This window comes from Moorena sp. SIO3E8, assembly GCF_010692445.1.
In the GTDB taxonomy this organism is placed as follows: domain Bacteria; phylum Cyanobacteriota; class Cyanobacteriia; order Cyanobacteriales; family Coleofasciculaceae; genus Moorena; species Moorena bouillonii.
In genome coordinates this window covers 1-17323 of record NZ_JAAHHM010000038.1, presented here as the reverse complement: position 1 = coordinate 17323, position 17323 = coordinate 1, and the positions used below count along the sequence as shown (strand labels likewise).

Sequence of the window (17323 nt, the reverse complement as noted above, 5' to 3'; positions counted from 1 at the left end):
CAGTTGAATCTTGACAGATTGAAGGTTAAAGGTGATCAAACCAACCTTCAACCTTCTAACCTGCAACTGGTAACCCAAGCCAACCTGGAACCTTTAAGCTTTAACTGCTTTAGGCTACTGTAGAAGAAACTAACTCCCGTTCCTCTACCACATCAGGATTGGCTTGAGGAGTATCCGCCTCAGAAGGGGGTACCACTTGCCAGAATTTGGGCAGATATTCAGACCAGTTGTCGAGAATCATCTGGGCTTTCGGGCTACCAGTCCGAGTGGCATGGTCTTTAATTAAGCCTTTCAACTGTTGCTCTCCAGCGGCTGAAATTACCCGTTGAATCTTGACATCCTGGTTCACTTTGGCCGGAAAACTATCCTCTTCATCTAGGAAGTAGGCTAAACCACCAGTCATACCAGCACCGACATTACGTCCCACTTTCCCTAAGACTACAATTACACCACCAGTCATGTATTCACAGCAGTGATCACCAGCTGCCTCAATCACAGCATAGCCTTTGGAGTTGCGCACACCAAACCGCTCACCAGCACCGCCATGGGCAAATAATGTTCCGCCAGTGGCACCGTAGAGGCAGGTATTACCTACAATTACATTGTTAGCTGGGTCATAGGTGGCATCAGCCGGTGGTTTGATAATAATTTCACCACCATGCATCCCTTTGCCTACATAGTCATTCGCTTCACCAGTTAAAATCAAGGTCATACTAGGCAGGTTAAAGGCACCAAAGCTTTGACCGGCAGCCCCCTTGAAGTTGAGAGTAATGTGTCCATCAAAACCAGTGTTACCATACTGCTTGGCAATTACTCCAGCAATTCGAGCCCCTACACTACGGTCAGTGTTTACGATGTCCACATATTTAGTCACAGACCCATGGTTTTGAATAGCATTCGTCAGGTCAGCGTCAGCCAGCAGTTGATCATCTAGAACTGCTCCGTTGCTGTGTACATCTTTATGGTTGAGCCAACTGCGGTCTGTGCGAGTATCAGGCAGCTGAGTCAGACAATCTAGATTCAGCATAGATGTCTTAGTCAACTCAAGGTCCTCCCGAACTTTGAGTAGATCAGCCCGACCAATGATATCCTTTAAGGAACGGTAACCTAGTTTGGCAAGAAGCGATCGCACTTCCTCAGCCACAAAGTAGAAGAAGTTGACCACGTGGCCTGGAATCCCGGTAAAGCGCTGGCGCAGGCGTTCTTGCTGAGTAGCAACCCCTACGGGACATTGATTGGTATGGCAAATCCGTGCCATAATGCAGCCTTCAGCAATCATCGATACCGAACCGAAACCGTACTCTTCTCCTCCCATCAAGGCGGCCATTAGTACGTCCCAACCAGTTTTTAAGCCACCATCTACCCGCAGCAAAACGCGATCGCGTAGTTGGTTTTCCATCAAGATCCGATGTACTTCAGTTACTCCCAGTTCCCAAGGCGCTCCAGCGTGCTTAATCGAACTCAGGGGAGATGCTCCAGTACCCCCATCATGACCAGAAATTTGGATTACATCCGCATTAGCTTTAGCTACCCCAGCCGCAACAGTTCCAATCCCAATTTCTGCCACCAACTTCACAGATACCTTAGCTTGAGGGTTAATCTGATGCAAATCAAAAATCAGCTGCGCTAGGTCTTCAATGGAATAGATATCATGATGGGGTGGTGGGGAAATTAGGGTTACTCCTGGCTTGGAACGCCGCAGCTTAGCAATGTAGGGACTAACCTTCTTACCTGGTAACTGACCCCCTTCCCCTGGCTTAGCACCTTGAGCAATCTTAATTTCTAACTGCTTCCCACTCATCAGGTACTCTGGTGTTACTCCAAAGCGACCAGATGCTACTTGTTTAACCGCAGAGGAAGCAACATCCCCATTACGTAATCCCTTTAAGTGAGGTAGAGTCTGAGAATGACCAGTCTGATCCACATCATTCAGAATGCTGAAGCGCACTGGGTCTTCTCCCCCTTCACCACTGTTGGATTTACCGCCAATCCGGTTCATAGCAATAGCTAGAGTTTCGTGAGCTTCTCGGGATAGAGAGCCTAGGGACATTGCTCCGGTACAGAAGCGCTTGACAATTTCCTCAACAGGTTCTACTTCCTCAATCGGAATAGTAGGTTGGTCGCTGTTGAAGTCCAACAAATCTCGTAGTGCAGTTGCTGGACGCTCTTCCAACAGTTTCCGATACACATCGTAGTGGTCGTAAGCTTCTTTGTTAGCGTCAAGGCTTGAAGGTTTAACCTGCAACTTGCTAACTTCCAACTCTTTGTGATTTTTACCGTTACCATTCTTAGAGGATTGGTCACGGACGAAAGAGGAAACCGCCTTGTGTAGGGCTTTAGCCATTTCAGGGCTGTTCATGTGATACTCGCCCCGAGGACGGTAATTGATAAAGCCAAAGTTTTCCAGTTTCTTAGCTGTCAGGGGGAAAGCCCGCTTGTGAAACTCCATCACTTCCTGAGCTAAATCAGCAATACTCAAACCTCCCAGCCGAGATGTAGTTCCCTTAAAGGCTAGTGCCAATAAATCCCCACCAATGCCAATTGCTTCAAAAATCTGAGCGCCATGGTAAGACGATAATAGGGAAATTCCCATCTTAGATAGGATTTTCAATAAACCTGCTTGTACCGCCTTGCGATAATTTTTCTGAGCTTGGTCTATAGTCAGGCTTTCCAGTTTCCCCTGGCCCATCAATTTCTGAGTCTTAGGATTAGCCCACCAATTCCGTACCGATTCCCAAGCCAAATAAGGACAAACTGCTGATGCACCATAACCAATTAAGCAAGCATAGTGATGAGTACTCCAGCATTGAGCCGTTTCCACAATAATAGATGCCTTCATCCTTAATCCTTGAGAGATCAGGTGGTGGTGAACCGCACCTATAGCCAACATCGGTGGAATATAGGAGTAGTTTTCAGAAAGCCCTCCAGCAGTTTTATCACTCAAAATCAGAATCGTTTTACCAGCCCTTACCGACTCAGCCGCTTGGTCACACAGACGATTCACAGCTACGTCTAGCCCCCCTGGACCAGTAGCAATTTCAAATAGAGTAGAGAGTTCAGCCGTCTCAAACCCTGAGGCTTTCACCACTGCCAACTCCGCCTCATTGAGTACTGGGGTTTCCAGCTTTAACAACTGGGCGTACTCCGGCTTAGCTTCTAATATATTCCCTCGCTCACCCAGCTCTACACTCAACGACATCACCAAACTTTCCCGTAGAGGATCAATGGGTGGGTTAGTGACCTGGGCAAAGCGTTGTTTGAAATAGTCATAGAGTAGCCGAGGCTTATTGGAGAGTACCGCCAAGGGAATATCATCTCCCATACAGAAAGTAGGTTCTTTCCCCTGGGTGCTCATCGGCTGGATGATCATCTCCACATCCTCAGCAGTGTAGCCAAAAGCGGTCTGCTGACCCAGTAACTTAGCCGCCTCTTGTTCAGGAGCCTCAGTAAAGGGTTGGGGTTCCAATTTTACACGGTACTGCTTCAGCCACTGACCATAGGGTTGTTGAGCCGCTACCCGTTGCTTGATATCCCAGTTTTTTAGAATTTCGTTGCTTTCCAGGTCAACAGCAATCATTTGCCCTGGTCCGAGTCTGCCCTTTTCCACAATCTCGGATTCTGGCAAGTCCACTACCCCCACTTCTGATGCCACCACCACATAGCCATCCCGGGTAATGCTATAACGAGCCGGTCGTAATCCATTTCGGTCTAGGCTGGCTCCCACTGTTTTCCCATCACTGAATACTAATAGCGCTGGACCATCCCAAGCTTCCTGAATTCCACTGTAGTATTCATAAAAATCAACAATTTCCGGATAGTTATCCAAATCCGGCTGATTTTGGTAAGCCTCCGGCACCATGATCATTAATCCGGTCAGAGGACTGCGTCCAGATTGCACCAGTAATTCAAATACATTATCTAGGATGGCTGAGTCACTGTTTTCTGGATTGATAATAGGCTTGATCTCATCTAAGGAGTTATTTGGTTTGAGGTTAGTGTCGGTTGCAGGTTCAAGGTTATTTGCCTTCAACCCTTTTTCCCAAACCGGATGAGCCAAGTCAGCCTCCCGGGCTATCATCCAGTTGACATTGCCCAACAGAGTGTTAATCTCACCATTATGTCCCAACAACCGCATCGGTTGAGCAAGGGGCCACTTGGGCATAGTATTGGTGCTAAAGCGTCGATGATAGACAGCAAACCCACTCTGGTAATCAGGATTTTTTAAGTCTAAGTAAAACTCTCCAAGTATCGCTGAGCGCACCATGCCTTTGTAGACAATCGTGCGACTGGAAAAAGAGCAAAAATACCAATCTTCAGGCACTCGGATGGTACTCTGAGATTTTAGTGCCTTAGCAATGCGACAGCGAGTTTTGAACAGCAAACGCTCCAGTTCATCTCCTATCTCCCCTTCAGAGGCTACGATCAACTGTTCCATATGGGGTTGATTGGCTTTCGCTTGGATACCCAGGATCTCTGAGCGTACTGGTACCACACGCCAACCTAAAACCTTTAAGCCTTCTTGAGCAAGGACTTCCTCAACAATTGACTTACCTTGGCTAACCAAGCTCTTATCCTGAGGCAAGAATACCATCCCAACTCCCAACTGTTCCTTAGGAGGCTGCTCAATGCCTTGTTCGGTGAACCATTTTTCCAACAGTTTCCAGGGAATAGCAGTCAATAAGCCTGCACCATCCCCTGAATCTTGGTCAGCACTACACCCCCCCCGGTGTTCTAGACAACCCAGTGCCACTAGAGCTTGTTCAATCAATTTATGAGTAGCTATACCCTGCCCAGACGCAATAAAGCCAACCCCACAGGCATCTCGTTCCTCCACCAACCAACGTTGACCTGGATACGGTATCCTTGTGTGATACTGTTGTAGATCTTCCTGGTTTTTCTGGTTATCGATATTATTCATCCAATTATTATTCACGGTATTTAGTGATGCGTTCATTACAGATTGAGGACTATTAACCTAGTAGCAGTGACCTATACACTGCTACTAGGCTGGAAAAATCAACAATGATTTACCATCAATGGTGAGCCAGAAGTTGGTTGGGTCTAATCCCGATTCCCTGGGTGAAACAATCTATCAAGCTTTTTTCCCTTAGAAACTCCTATCCTGAGTATCCAATGAAATCTGGTCAGCTGCTGACAAAAAAGCTACATCCTCCGACACAGAGCAACGGATGTAGTTAACCATTACAGGTTTTACCAGTAGCAACACGTAAGCGTGCTTCAACAATGGGATGCAACTAAAATGGCATGCAACTAACCACCTAGCTGATGACCAAAGTGACCAGGGTTCCATGACGCTGGCATAAATCCTAGAAACTTACATATATAGGTGGATAGTCATGATATAAGAAATAGGTTAGCGATAGCAATACCTAATTTCTCCATAAACCTACTGAAAATTTTACTCGGGAAGAAATTGGTGGATTTACCGTAGCAGTGATCAAGACCATTGAGCGAAACTCAAAATAGCTTTCTTAACGACTCTTTTGCACTGACAGGACTTGATATTGTCACAGTAGCCTTCATCACAGTCTTAGTTTAGACCAGGTGGCATCTCCTCTCTAAATGCCTAGGTATTAGGCTCATGGTCTTAGGTCTTACAAAAGGGGGAGTTGAGGGCCTCCGTGCTTGACCCGGAGTGCTTCATACTTTTTTAAAACCCCCTTAGGCTACATGCCTAGAGCCTAAATGCCTAGAACTTAGTTGAAGAGTATGTGAAATTAGACATTCTCTATAGTTTTTGCTGACTGATTTAGGTTATGAAAGGATAGCTTTAAGCCAAATCAGTCCTTTGAGGAAACAGGCTACTAGCTGCAACCAATGCTCAATGGAACCCTTTGATGGTGACTAGAGTAACACCAAAGACCGGAATTGATACTACAAAAGTGTGGACTCAGATCTCCAAGCTAGCCATTACCCTCTTGCTCCTAATTCTATTCCCAGCATCCGTAGCTACGGCAAATAGGCGAGTTGGAGCAATTGAACCCTTAATCTTAAATAGCTTTAAAGAGTTACTTAACCAGTTGCCCCCAGCAGATGAAGAGACCCCTGTCCTCGTTCAAAGTTTATCCCAAACCACCCAGGAGAACATCCTAGTTTTAAAGGGGAAGAAACTATTGGAAGAGCTACCACCCATGCCTGATAACACCTTAGAGGTAGAATTTTTCTCTGTCCCCCCCCAGGTGATCCGACAAGGGTTTCAAGTGTATTTAAATGGTCAGCGGATCAACTTACCTTGGCAGCAGTGGCTGGTGGGAACCTCAGTGCGCACTGGCATCAGTGATGTAGGAGCGATGCAAACTTTGGGGATAGAAATGCTCAATAGTAAAGATTTTACCCAGCAACCGATTCGGTGGTTTTCTAAACCCCGGAGTACATCAGTAGTCTTCCCCAGCCAAGTTAGTGGTGCTTATCGATATCTAGATATTACCGATTTTGCCAAAACAGCAGGTTGGCAGTTACAAGTTCACGGGGATAAGCTGTATATCTCTTCCATGCCAGCCAGGGTGAAGGCTATTCGCCAGGGACGTCAGCCTTGGGGTAATCGTATTGTTCTTGATTTAGACCGCCCAACCTTCTGGCAAGTCAATGACCGACGCACTGAAGGTGTGATTACAGTAGCTGCCTCAGCGGACCTGTCACTAGTCAAGGGTTTTAATGCTCTAGAGGCTACCAAGATCCAAGGGCCTGAAGATGTAGCTCCCATTTCTGTGGGTGCTCCTATGGATAAACCGGTTATCCGCTTAGAAAGCCATCAGAACCAAACTAGGCTCAGGGTGGATTTCCCCAAAGGTAAACGTCTGCGAGTTTTCACCTTGCCTAACCCTTTTCGATTGGTGATTGATTTGCGACCCGATGCCATGGTAAAGAAAAATATTCTCTGGGCACCCGGCATCCAGTGGCGTCAGCAGTTGATTAGTCTCAAAGATACTAGCTTCCCAGTGGTGTGGCTGGAGGTTGACCCCAAATCTCACCGGTTACGCCTCAGACCCATTGGCAGTAATGCTACGACCCAAGTGGGAACAGCCCCACTAATTAAAGCTGCTCAGTGGTGGCAAGCATCTGCTGCAATTAATGCTGGCTTTTTCAACCGTAACAACCAATTGCCCTTAGGAGCAATTCGCCGTGACAGTCGATGGTTATCTGGTCCAATTTTGAATCGGGGAGCGATCGCTTGGAATGATCGCGGTCACTTTAAACTGGGACGACTCAGCCTCACCGAAACCTTAGTTACCTCAAACCGGAAACGTTTGCCAGTACTATTCGTCAACAGTGGTTATGTCAAAGCTGGCATTGCCCGCTACACTCCCGCCTTCGGACCAACCTACACTCCCTTAATTGATCATGAAATCATTGTAGTTGTCCAGAACAACTCGGTCACCCATCTGTTGCCTGGAGGACTTGCCGGTCAGCAAGCCTTTCCTATCCCCCCCAATGGCTATCTAGTTACCCTTAGAGCCAACAGCACAGCCGTTCATGATCTTAGTATCGGTACCCAAGTGCGAATTGAGGGGAGTACGTTTCCTGCTGACTTCAATGGCTACCCCCATATTCTCGGTGGTGGACCACTGCTACTACAAGATCGAAAAATTGTTTTGGATGGCAAATCGGAACAATTTAGTGATGCGTTTATTCAGCAGTCTGCTCCACGCAGTGCTATTGGAACCACTGCTAATGGCACATTGATTATTGCTGCTTTTCACCATAGTCATACTGGAGACGGCCCAACCTTAAGGGAAACAGCTCAGTTGATGCAGAAATTGGGAGCCATTAGTGCCCTCAATCTTGACGGGGGTAGCTCAACTGGACTTTATCTAGGTGGTCAACTCCTAGATCGGTCTCCCTATACAGCAGCACCAGTTAACAACGGTCTGGGCATCTTTTTTACACCTGTTCCCTGATAGTTTAAGAAGTATTAAGTATTAAGTATTAACTATGAAGTAAGTATGAAGTGTTCAGATTTATTAAGATTTTTGTAAATCACGAATCCCTTAACTATAGGTTTATTCAGCTTCAACTTAGGTCAAGATAACTATTTCTAATGTAAAGACTTTATATAAATTCAGGTAATCCACTAATTTGGCCTTAAAAATTTAGTTATAGTTTGCTAGATTTTGCGATAGTCAATTCTCTTTCATTTTGTCTAACCTAGAAGTAGTAACCAATTAGTAAACTTTCCCACAATCACTTAGCTAGACGTTTTCAGGAACAAAACCATGGTTCAGTCAAAAGAAATTTCTCAAGTTTCGGCCATTACCCTACAGTCATCCCGAGTAGCTGAAGGCGTTGCCGCTACCGAACTACGACCTTGGGGGTCTTTCACTGTCTTAGAAGAAGGACGGGGATACAAAATCAAGCGCATTGAAGTCAAGCCGGGTCATCGCTTAAGTTTGCAGATGCACTACCATAGGAGCGAACACTGGATTGTTGTCAGTGGTACAGCTAAAGTTATTTGTGGCGATAAAGAAGAAATTATTCATCAAAATCAATCAACCTATGTTCCTCAAGGCTATGCTCATCGACTAGAGAATCCTGGTGTTATTCCCCTCGTTTTAATTGAAGTCCAGAATGGAGAATACCTCGGAGAAGATGACATTATTCGCTTTGAAGATGATTATGCCCGCAGCAAACCAGAAGGCAAATAGATTGAGTCATTAGTTTTAAGTATTTAGTTAGTAGTCATTAGTTGTAAGTCTTTAGGATGCCCAAAAAAGCCTTTTGGCAGTGGCAAATTAAATGACTAATGATTAATGACTATTCCTTTTTGAGGTAACATTAGCTGGTGCTAGTTGTTGCGTATAGTTAGTATCGTTAATGATTAAACTGAGTAAAGCTGCTGCGAGTGAAATTAGACGTGTACAGTCTAAGCGTCAAAAGCCAGACGCCAAATTGCGTCTAGGTGTCCGCCAGGGTGGGTGTGCTGATTTTTACTACACTATTGACTTTGAGCAAGTGATAAATTCTGAGGATCAGGTCTATGACTGTGATGGCATCAGTGTCATAGTAGACCCGGAAAGCCTAAAAACTATCAATGGCTTAACTCTAGATTACTCAGAAGACCTGATGGGAGGAGGGTTTCGCTTCCATAACCCTAACGCTTCAGAAAGCTGCGGCTGCGGTAATTCCTTTCGTATAGACCCATCCAAGGCTCCAGATTGACACCAGAGTGTTATTATTGGTATAATTAGCATTGGTTTGTTTGTAGTTGATTAAGCTAAATCAACCAATGTTTATTAAGCCGTAACCCATGCCCACCATCCAGCAGCTCATTAGTAACGAGCGCTTCAAAGCTAAGAAGAAAACTAAGTCCCCAGCGCTGAAACAATGTCCCCAGCGCCGTGGTGTTTGTACTAGGGTGTTCACAACTACACCCAAAAAACCCAACTCAGCCTTACGAAAGGTGGCAAGGGTTCGTCTGACTTCAGGATTTGAAGTAACAGCCTATATTCCCGGTATTGGTCATAACCTACAAGAACACTCCGTCGTGATGATCAGAGGCGGTCGTGTGAAGGACTTACCTGGAGTGCGATATCACATTATTCGGGGTACCCTTGATACGGCAGGAGTTAAGGATCGGCGTCAAGGTCGTTCTAAGTATGGGACAAAGCGCCCTAAGTAAACTCACGAGAATTGACTCCTCTAAAGTAAGAGACTTTCAGCAATAGAGTTGCTGTGTTCTCACCCACGCCCATCTAAACCCCAAGGGGACTCCCGTTATAGCCGACCGACTTAGCGGAAGACGGGGCGTATAAAGTGCTCCCGCAGGTGACCCACACAGCCCCTTGGGAATTGGAGACTAGAACTGTTGCGCTTCCTTGATAATTTGAGCATTATTAATAATTAATGCCCTCGAAAGAGTAGCGGTTTGTGCGCAAGCTGAAAAGCCTCTGAATCAAGCATAAACCAAAAATCTAAAAAGTAAGCCCAATAATTTTATTGGAGGGTTTAGAGGCTGTTTGGCTCAGCCATTAAGAGTGTAAAATTCTTAAGAATCCCAGCGACCTAGGAGCCGCTACGCGAACGCTATAATCTACGGGCTTTGCCCGACGCGGGGCGCGTTCGATTTAGCGACGGGAGTGTCAAAAGCTAACTGTATCACCAGGGTTAATCACACCAGGGTTAATCACACTAGGATTAATCACAGGAGTGTAGTTGATTGCCTTGGTTAATTTTTAATAGTAAACTGTATTTTTGATTTTTTCTTAAGCTTACTTATGTCTCGTCGCTCAGTTGTTAAAAAGCGTCCTGTCCCCCCTGACCCAGTCTATAACAGTCGCCTGATTTGTATGTTGGGGTGTAGACTCATGCGTCATGGCAAGAAATCCCTTGCCTACCGAATTATCTATGACGCAATGAAAATCATTGAAGAAAGAACTGGAGCTGATCCCATAGAAACCTTTGAAAAAGCTGTGCGTAACTTGACCCCTCTAGTAGAAGTCAAGGCTCGCCGGGTTGGTGGGGCAACCTATCAGGTTCCTATGGAAGTAAAGGCTGAGCGAGGGACTACTCTAGCCCTACGCTGGCTGATTAAATTCTCCAGAAGTCGCTCCGGTCGGAGCATGGCTAGCAAATTGGCTAATGAGCTGATGGATGCTGCCAATGAAACCGGAAATGCTATTCGCAAGCGTGAAGAAACCCATAGAATGGCAGAGGCAAATAAAGCTTTTGCCCACTATCGGTACTAATTATCCTAAAAAGCCTAGAACAAGAACCTGGTAGCTATAGGATAATGTCCACAAATGCCTAAAAAAACTTAAAAAAAGTATAAAATTGTAAATAGATAGCTACCTGGTGAGGAAATGGTGGCACCAGACAAAGGAGGTAACCGTGGCACGCACCATCCCGCTTGATAAAACACGCAATATCGGCATTGCAGCTCATATTGATGCGGGCAAAACAACAACAACTGAACGAATCCTGTTTTATTCTGGAATTGTTCACAAAATTGGTGAAGTCCATGAAGGTACAGCTGTAACTGATTGGATGGACCAAGAGCGGGAGCGGGGAATCACGATCACTGCTGCTGCAATTAGCACCAACTGGCGAGAGCATCGGATTAATATTATCGATACTCCCGGTCACGTTGACTTCACCATTGAAGTGGAACGCTCCATGCGGGTATTGGATGGTGTGATTGCTGTGTTTTGCTCTGTAGGTGGTGTCCAGCCTCAGTCTGAAACCGTCTGGCGGCAAGCAGACCGCTATCAGGTACCTCGAATTGCGTTTGTTAATAAAATGGACCGGACAGGAGCAAACTTCTTCAAGGTCTACGAGCAAGTTCGTGACCGATTGCGCTCCAATGCTGTTCCCATCCAAATCCCGATTGGTAGTGAAAGCGAATTTAGAGGCATTGTTGACTTGGTGCGGATGCGAGCCAAGATATACACCAATGACCTGGGAACTGACATCGAAGATACAGAAATTCCTGAAGAGGTCAAAGAGCAAGCCGAAGAATACCGTGCCAAACTAGTGGAATCGGTGGCAGAAACTGATGAGGCGTTAATTGAGAAGTACCTTGAAGGAGAGGAAATCACGGCAGAGGAAATTCGTGAAGCCCTGCGCAAAGGAACCATTGAGGGCAGAATCGTTCCTATGTTGTGTGGCTCTGCATTCAAGAACAAAGGGGTTCAGCTGCTATTGGATGCGGTTATTGATTACCTACCAGCTCCGATTGATGTTCCGCCAATTCAAGGTACTATGCCTAAGGGTGAAACCGTCGAGCGGGTGGCTGATGACGAAGCTCCTATGTCAGCTCTGGCATTCAAGATTATGGCAGACCCCTATGGTCGCCTAACTTTCCTGCGGGTTTACTCTGGGGTACTCAAGAAGGGGAGCTATATCCTCAACTCCACTAAGAATAAGAAGGAACGGATATCTCGCTTGATTGTCTTGAAGGCTGATGACCGCATTGAAGTAGAGGAGTTGCGGGCTGGAGACTTGGGCGCTGCCGTTGGTTTAAAGCATACTATCACTGGGGATACTATTTGTGACGAAGAGTCTCCCATTATTTTGGAATCCCTCTTTATTCCAGAACCAGTGATATCGGTGGCAGTAGAGCCAAAAACCAAGCAGGATATGGAGAAGCTATCCAAAGCCCTCCAAGCCCTATCTGAAGAAGACCCTACCTTCCGGGTCAGCATTGACCCAGAAACTAACCAAACCGTGATTGCGGGCATGGGTGAGCTGCACTTGGAAATCCTGGTAGACCGGATGCTGCGAGAGTTTAAGGTAGAAGCGAATGTGGGCGCTCCCCAGGTAGCCTATCGAGAGACGATTCGTAAATCAGTCCAGGCGGAAGGTAAATTTATCCGTCAAAGTGGCGGTAAAGGTCAGTACGGTCACGTTATTGTTGAATTGGAACCAGGAGATACTGGTAGTGGTTTTGAATTCGTCTCCAAGATCGTAGGTGGTTCTGTACCGAGAGAGTACATCTCTCCTGCTGAACAAGGGATGAAGGAAGCCTGTGAATCGGGAATTCTAGCAGGGTATCCAGTGATCGACGTCAAAGTTACCCTAGTAGATGGGTCTTATCACGACGTAGACTCTTCAGAAATGGCATTTAAGATTGCTGGTTCTATGGCCATGCGGAATGCTGTGATGAAGGCTGCCCCAGTACTCCTAGAGCCTATGATGAAAGTTGAGGTGGAAGTGCCGGAAGACTTCCTTGGGGATGTCATGGGTGACCTCAACTCCCGCCGTGGCCAGATTGAAGGTATGGGTTCTGAAGACGGCATTGCCAAAGTAACTGCTAAAGTTCCATTAGCAGAGATGTTTGGTTATGCTACGGATATCCGGTCTAAGACCCAAGGTCGGGGTATTTTCTCTATGGAGTTTAAAACCTATGATGAAGTACCTCGCAATGTGGCAGAAGCCATCATTGCTAAGAATCAAGGGAACGCATAACAAAAAAAAGGAACATGTAATTCATGGCACGCGAAAAGTTTGAAAGGAATAAACCCCACGTCAACATTGGCACGATTGGTCACGTAGACCACGGCAAGACTACCCTAACTGCTGCTATTACTATGACATTGGCAGCTCAAGGGAAGGCAAAAGCGAGGAACTACGAGGAAATTGATGCAGCTCCTGAGGAAAAAGCACGGGGGATTACCATCAATACTGCTCATGTGGAGTACGAAACCGAAAATCGCCACTATGCCCACGTGGATTGCCCAGGCCACGCTGACTATGTGAAAAACATGATCACGGGTGCGGCGCAAATGGATGGGGCAATTCTGGTGGTTTCTGCCGCTGACGGTGCCATGCCACAAACTAAAGAACATATCCTCCTGGCTCGGCAGGTGGGAGTGCCTAACATCGTGGTTTTCTTAAATAAGAAAGACCAAGTAGACGATGAAGAACTCCTAGAGCTAGTAGAACTCGAAATTCGGGAACTGTTGAGCGAATACGACTTTGACGGGGACAATATCCCGATTGTGGCTGGGTCAGCCTTAATGGCTGTAAACGCCCTGACCGAGAATCCAAGCATTGCCAAAGGTGACAATGAGTGGACTGATGTGGTGCTATCACTGATGGAGAATGTAGACTCATACATTCCCACACCAGAGCGGGATGTGGATAAGCCATTCCTGATGGCAGTGGAAGATGTCTTCTCCATCACTGGTCGGGGAACTGTTGCCACCGGTCGAATCGAGCGGGGTAAGGTTAAAGTTGGTGAGACGGTAGAAATCATCGGGCTTAAAGAGACCCGTAACACCACCGTAACTGGTGTGGAAATGTTCCAGAAGACCCTAGACGAAGGGATGGCTGGAGACAATGTTGGGCTACTGCTGCGGGGTATCCAAAAAGAGAACATTGAGCGGGGTATGGTACTTGCCAAGCCCGGTTCAATTACCCCTCACACCAAGTTTGAATCTGAGGTATATGTCCTGAAGAAAGAAGAAGGTGGACGTCATACTCCCTTCTTCTCCGGCTATCGCCCTCAGTTCTATGTACGAACCACTGATGTGACTGGCACTATTGATGCCTTTACTGCTGACGATGGCTCTACAGCTGAGATGGTGATGCCAGGCGATCGCATCAAAATGACGGTGAGCCTGATCAACGCCATTGCGATTGAACAAGGAATGCGCTTTGCTATCCGTGAAGGTGGTCGCACCATCGGATCAGGTGTGGTCAGTAAGATTCTCGAATAGCAGTACTCTAATATAGAGCAGGAGCAGGGAAGCTCTAGCTTCTCTGCTCTTTATTCATGTTTATTTTAGCTAAGAAAAGAACCTAGAAAATTAAAAAAATGGCAACTATTCAACAGCAGAAAATTCGGATTCGACTAAAAGCCTTTGATCGACGCTTGCTGGACACTTCCTGTGAGAAGATTGTAGATACAGCAAACCGCACAAATGCTACAGCTATTGGCCCAATTCCCTTACCCACTCGACGTCGTATTTACTGTGTTTTGCGATCGCCTCACGTTGATAAAGATTCTCGGGAACACTTTGAAACACGTACTCACCAACGGATTATTGATATTTATCAGCCTTCTTCAAAGACTATTGATGCTCTGATGAAATTGGATTTGCCTGCTGGAGTTGATATTGAAGTTAAGCTTTGAGCAAAATGGCTCCGCATCCTAGGATTAAATCCGACAGGATTAATCCCTAGTATAGGAGCCGTCAACGCTTTTTAATCTTGCTGGTTCATCTTGATTTTGACTCTAAACTAACGTGAGTTCGGTAGAGCAAGATTGATTGACCTTCTGTCACGCTACGCGATCGCCTTGATAAAATTATCTACTGATTGATTGACTAGCAAACTTTTGCAAAATGCGCTGACTGGGGTGAGCCGAGAGACTAACCAACTTGTTAACTAAAGCCACAGGGAAGAGCGCGGAATCATACATATCACAGTGTAGAGCTTCAACGTTAGACAAAATCACCTGTAAATTCGGAAGATCATTAATGGTTGGATTTTTTTTCAGTTCTCGTACTGGAATTGAAACAACGTACATGTGGCCATTTGGAGCCTTAAAGATGACTTTGTGACCATAGTTGCTAGTTGAAGCATATGGACGTTGAGGGTCACCTGGTCCAGGAAGAATGTAGCGGTAAATATAATCATCAGTCAGGATGAGTACCTTACCAGGATCTAAATTCTGCTGAATTGCTTGAGCATGGTCTACAAAGGGTCCGCTCTTTTCCAAACCTGCTAATACTATGTCATGCTTATCTAGAAGCCAGTTAACCATGTCAAGCATTGGCTTATGTAATAAAGCAGTCTGACCAAAGTATCCCGTAGAACCGTCCTTAATAAAAAATACTTTCTTCAAAGTATCTGGTTGCTCCCGAAGAAGTTGGCGAATTATATGAATGATAATCAAGTGTTCAATGACATTGACTAAATATCCAAGAATTCCTGTAGCACCAAAATCTTCATCAATAACCTCTTGAAATCGAAAAATATCTGTTAGATAAACTCTTCCTTCTGTTTCTAGACAAGGGAAAGTGTAATTACTATCCATATTTTGTTCTTCAAGAAGCATTGAGTTTCCATTTGGGCTTAAGGGATTAGTAGCTAAATTCCAAGTTTTCTCGTCTTGAGTTCTATGATTTTTTTTATATTGACGAAATATAAACCATGCCAAAGTATCTATTAAGCTTTTATCTTCCTCCAACGTACTCTTCAAAAAAAACTCATAAATCGCTTTCAAAACGCTTCCTTTCAGAGTGTTTTCATCCTGGAAGCGTATATTTTTGGTTGGCAAGGCCAGCTTAATTCTATGTATATTTTTTAGCTTAGACATATCCTCTGGTGCAATGAAGGGAGATTCTTCAAGGCATACCAATTCTTCTTGCTTAAAAAACAAAGCTCCAAACTGTAGGAAATGAATTTTTCTTGAAGGAAACTTATTTTCTATAATTGCTTCGGTGTATCCACCATCTACAGCAATAATCGCTTCAATTTTGTTTCTTTCAGGTGGTTCAAAATCTGCTGTTACCTTTTCTAAAGGAATTTCCTCAGATCGAGGTGGCTTGTAAATTCGATCCATCAACGTCTGAACTTCAGGATCATTAATGATATGATGATGAGCTGCTTTACTAGCAGCTTCAAATGGACGACGATTATTTTTACTTGAATAGCCCATTTTTTTCTAAAAGATTAAGTGGTACTAAAATTTTTTTTCAGGGGGAAAGCGATCAATCTGAACTGGGATAACAAATGGATTGCTGTAGGTCTTCATGCGCACAAATCCTTTGTCTGTATCCTGACTAAAGCGAATTAAGCTTTCAGTAAAGTCGCTGAAGTCATAATATTTCCGAAGCTCTCTGATCTCATCTTCGTTATTTAAGTGGGAGATAAACCAATTCTGTGTTGCTTTAAGAATATTACTGCTGATTGAGCTAACTTCCTGAGTTGCATAAATCAAACCAAGATTGAACTTGGCTCCCTCTTTTGCTAATCGATTGTAGATTTGAGACAAGTCCCTATCTTCTTTTTTAGGGAAAAGATTATGCGCTTCTTCAAAATAAAATTGAATGAAGTTATTTGGACGAGTGCTAGTGAAGCGGGCAATTGCATCAGTAAAAATACGCCTACAAATTCGTTCACTAAACATAGCCTGTATTTCTGGATTGCCCAAAGATAGGTCAACAATGATGATTTTTCCCTGCCTTAACTTGTTCAGAATATCTTGGTCATAAGGTGTTTGAAGAGTGCTAGTGTGTTGTTCTCGGACAGGATTGAGAATACGAAATCCTGAGCAATCGGCTCTTCCTCCAGATTTACTTTTTCGAGTGAGCATAACTAGAAGTGCTTTTAAATCTTCATCAGCCCACTCATGGCCTTTTTGCTTTTTGTAAGTGCTAAAAGCAGAATTATTATCATAAATATTCCAAAGACTCTCCCACCAGTCTACGCATTTTTCAAGGGTTATTCCTTCACTAGGATCTACACCTGGACTAACAGCATCACGAACATCTTGTTTGGCCTTGAATTTAACTTTAAACTTCGGCGAGGCTTTAAAACCTGCTCTGTACAAACAGCAAAGATAAACCGCAACTCGGCGATCATGACGTATAGACGATGAGCAATTGGTACCATAGTCTTCGGGTTGATTCAAATCTACTGACTTGAAGTTCACTACAAATCGGCTAGTATCATCTGCAATTGTCGGATAGGATTTAATTAACTCAAAACCATTTTCAACTTCTTTAAAAAAGTGTAAGCATTCAGGTGTAGAGATTGACAAAGTCACCCCACTCACTTCAAAAGCGGAATCAGAGACAATTCGTGAGAACGCTGCCTGACTGCTAAGGACACAGCCTGACTCAGGAACTTTATGGTATTA

General features: G+C 45.0%; 11 protein-coding genes. 8 read left to right on the top strand and 3 right to left on the bottom strand.

Annotated elements, in window-relative coordinates:
- Positions 1–109: 109 nt before the first annotated feature.
- Positions 110–4918, bottom strand: coding sequence for a glutamate synthase-related protein (locus F6K46_RS17710; protein WP_293059293.1), 4809 nt, complete (start codon positions 4916–4918; stop codon positions 110–112).
- Positions 4919–5858: 940 nt separating this feature from the next.
- On the opposite strand from F6K46_RS17710, the gene F6K46_RS17705 reads away from it, so the two are divergent.
- The 8 genes from F6K46_RS17705 (at position 5859) to rpsJ (ending at position 14590) form a co-directional block, all read left to right on the top strand.
- Positions 5859–7919, top strand: coding sequence for a phosphodiester glycosidase family protein (locus tag F6K46_RS17705; protein ID WP_293059192.1), 2061 nt, complete (start codon positions 5859–5861; stop codon positions 7917–7919).
- 315 nt (positions 7920–8234) lie between these two features.
- A complete protein-coding gene (locus F6K46_RS17700) occupies positions 8235–8663 on the top strand; it encodes a cupin domain-containing protein (RefSeq protein WP_293059189.1) in 429 nt (142 codons plus the stop codon).
- A gap of 169 nt (positions 8664–8832) precedes the next feature.
- A complete protein-coding gene (locus tag F6K46_RS17695) occupies positions 8833–9177 on the top strand; it encodes an iron-sulfur cluster assembly accessory protein (protein WP_293059186.1) in 345 nt (114 codons plus the stop codon).
- Between the two features lie 88 nt (positions 9178–9265).
- Positions 9266–9637, top strand: a complete 372-nt coding sequence (rpsL, locus tag F6K46_RS17690; RefSeq protein ID WP_008179640.1) for a 30S ribosomal protein S12 — start codon at positions 9266–9268, stop codon at positions 9635–9637.
- A 595-nt stretch (positions 9638–10232) separates the two neighbouring features.
- Complete coding sequence (gene rpsG, locus F6K46_RS17685; protein WP_008179641.1) at positions 10233–10703, top strand: 30S ribosomal protein S7; 471 nt, start codon at positions 10233–10235, stop codon at positions 10701–10703.
- A gap of 142 nt (positions 10704–10845) precedes the next feature.
- Positions 10846–12921: an elongation factor G gene (fusA, locus tag F6K46_RS17680; RefSeq protein ID WP_293036347.1), complete on the top strand. Its 2076-nt coding sequence runs from the start codon at positions 10846–10848 to the stop codon at positions 12919–12921.
- Between the two features lie 23 nt (positions 12922–12944).
- Positions 12945–14174, top strand: coding sequence for an elongation factor Tu (gene tuf, locus F6K46_RS17675; RefSeq protein ID WP_293036344.1), 1230 nt, complete (start codon positions 12945–12947; stop codon positions 14172–14174).
- 107 nt (positions 14175–14281) lie between these two features.
- Complete coding sequence (gene rpsJ, locus F6K46_RS17670; protein ID WP_198954346.1) at positions 14282–14590, top strand: 30S ribosomal protein S10; 309 nt, start codon at positions 14282–14284, stop codon at positions 14588–14590.
- A 174-nt stretch (positions 14591–14764) separates the two neighbouring features.
- On the opposite strand, the gene F6K46_RS17665 is transcribed toward rpsJ, so the two are convergent.
- Positions 14765–16120 carry a hypothetical protein gene (locus F6K46_RS17665; protein WP_293059181.1) on the bottom strand — a complete coding sequence of 452 codons (1356 nt, stop codon included), beginning with the start codon at positions 16118–16120 and terminating at the stop codon, positions 14765–14767.
- Between the two features lie 24 nt (positions 16121–16144).
- Positions 16145–17224 carry a hypothetical protein gene (locus F6K46_RS17660; protein ID WP_293117195.1) on the bottom strand — a complete coding sequence of 360 codons (1080 nt, stop codon included), beginning with the start codon at positions 17222–17224 and terminating at the stop codon, positions 16145–16147.
- Between the last annotated feature and the right edge of the window lie 99 nt (positions 17225–17323).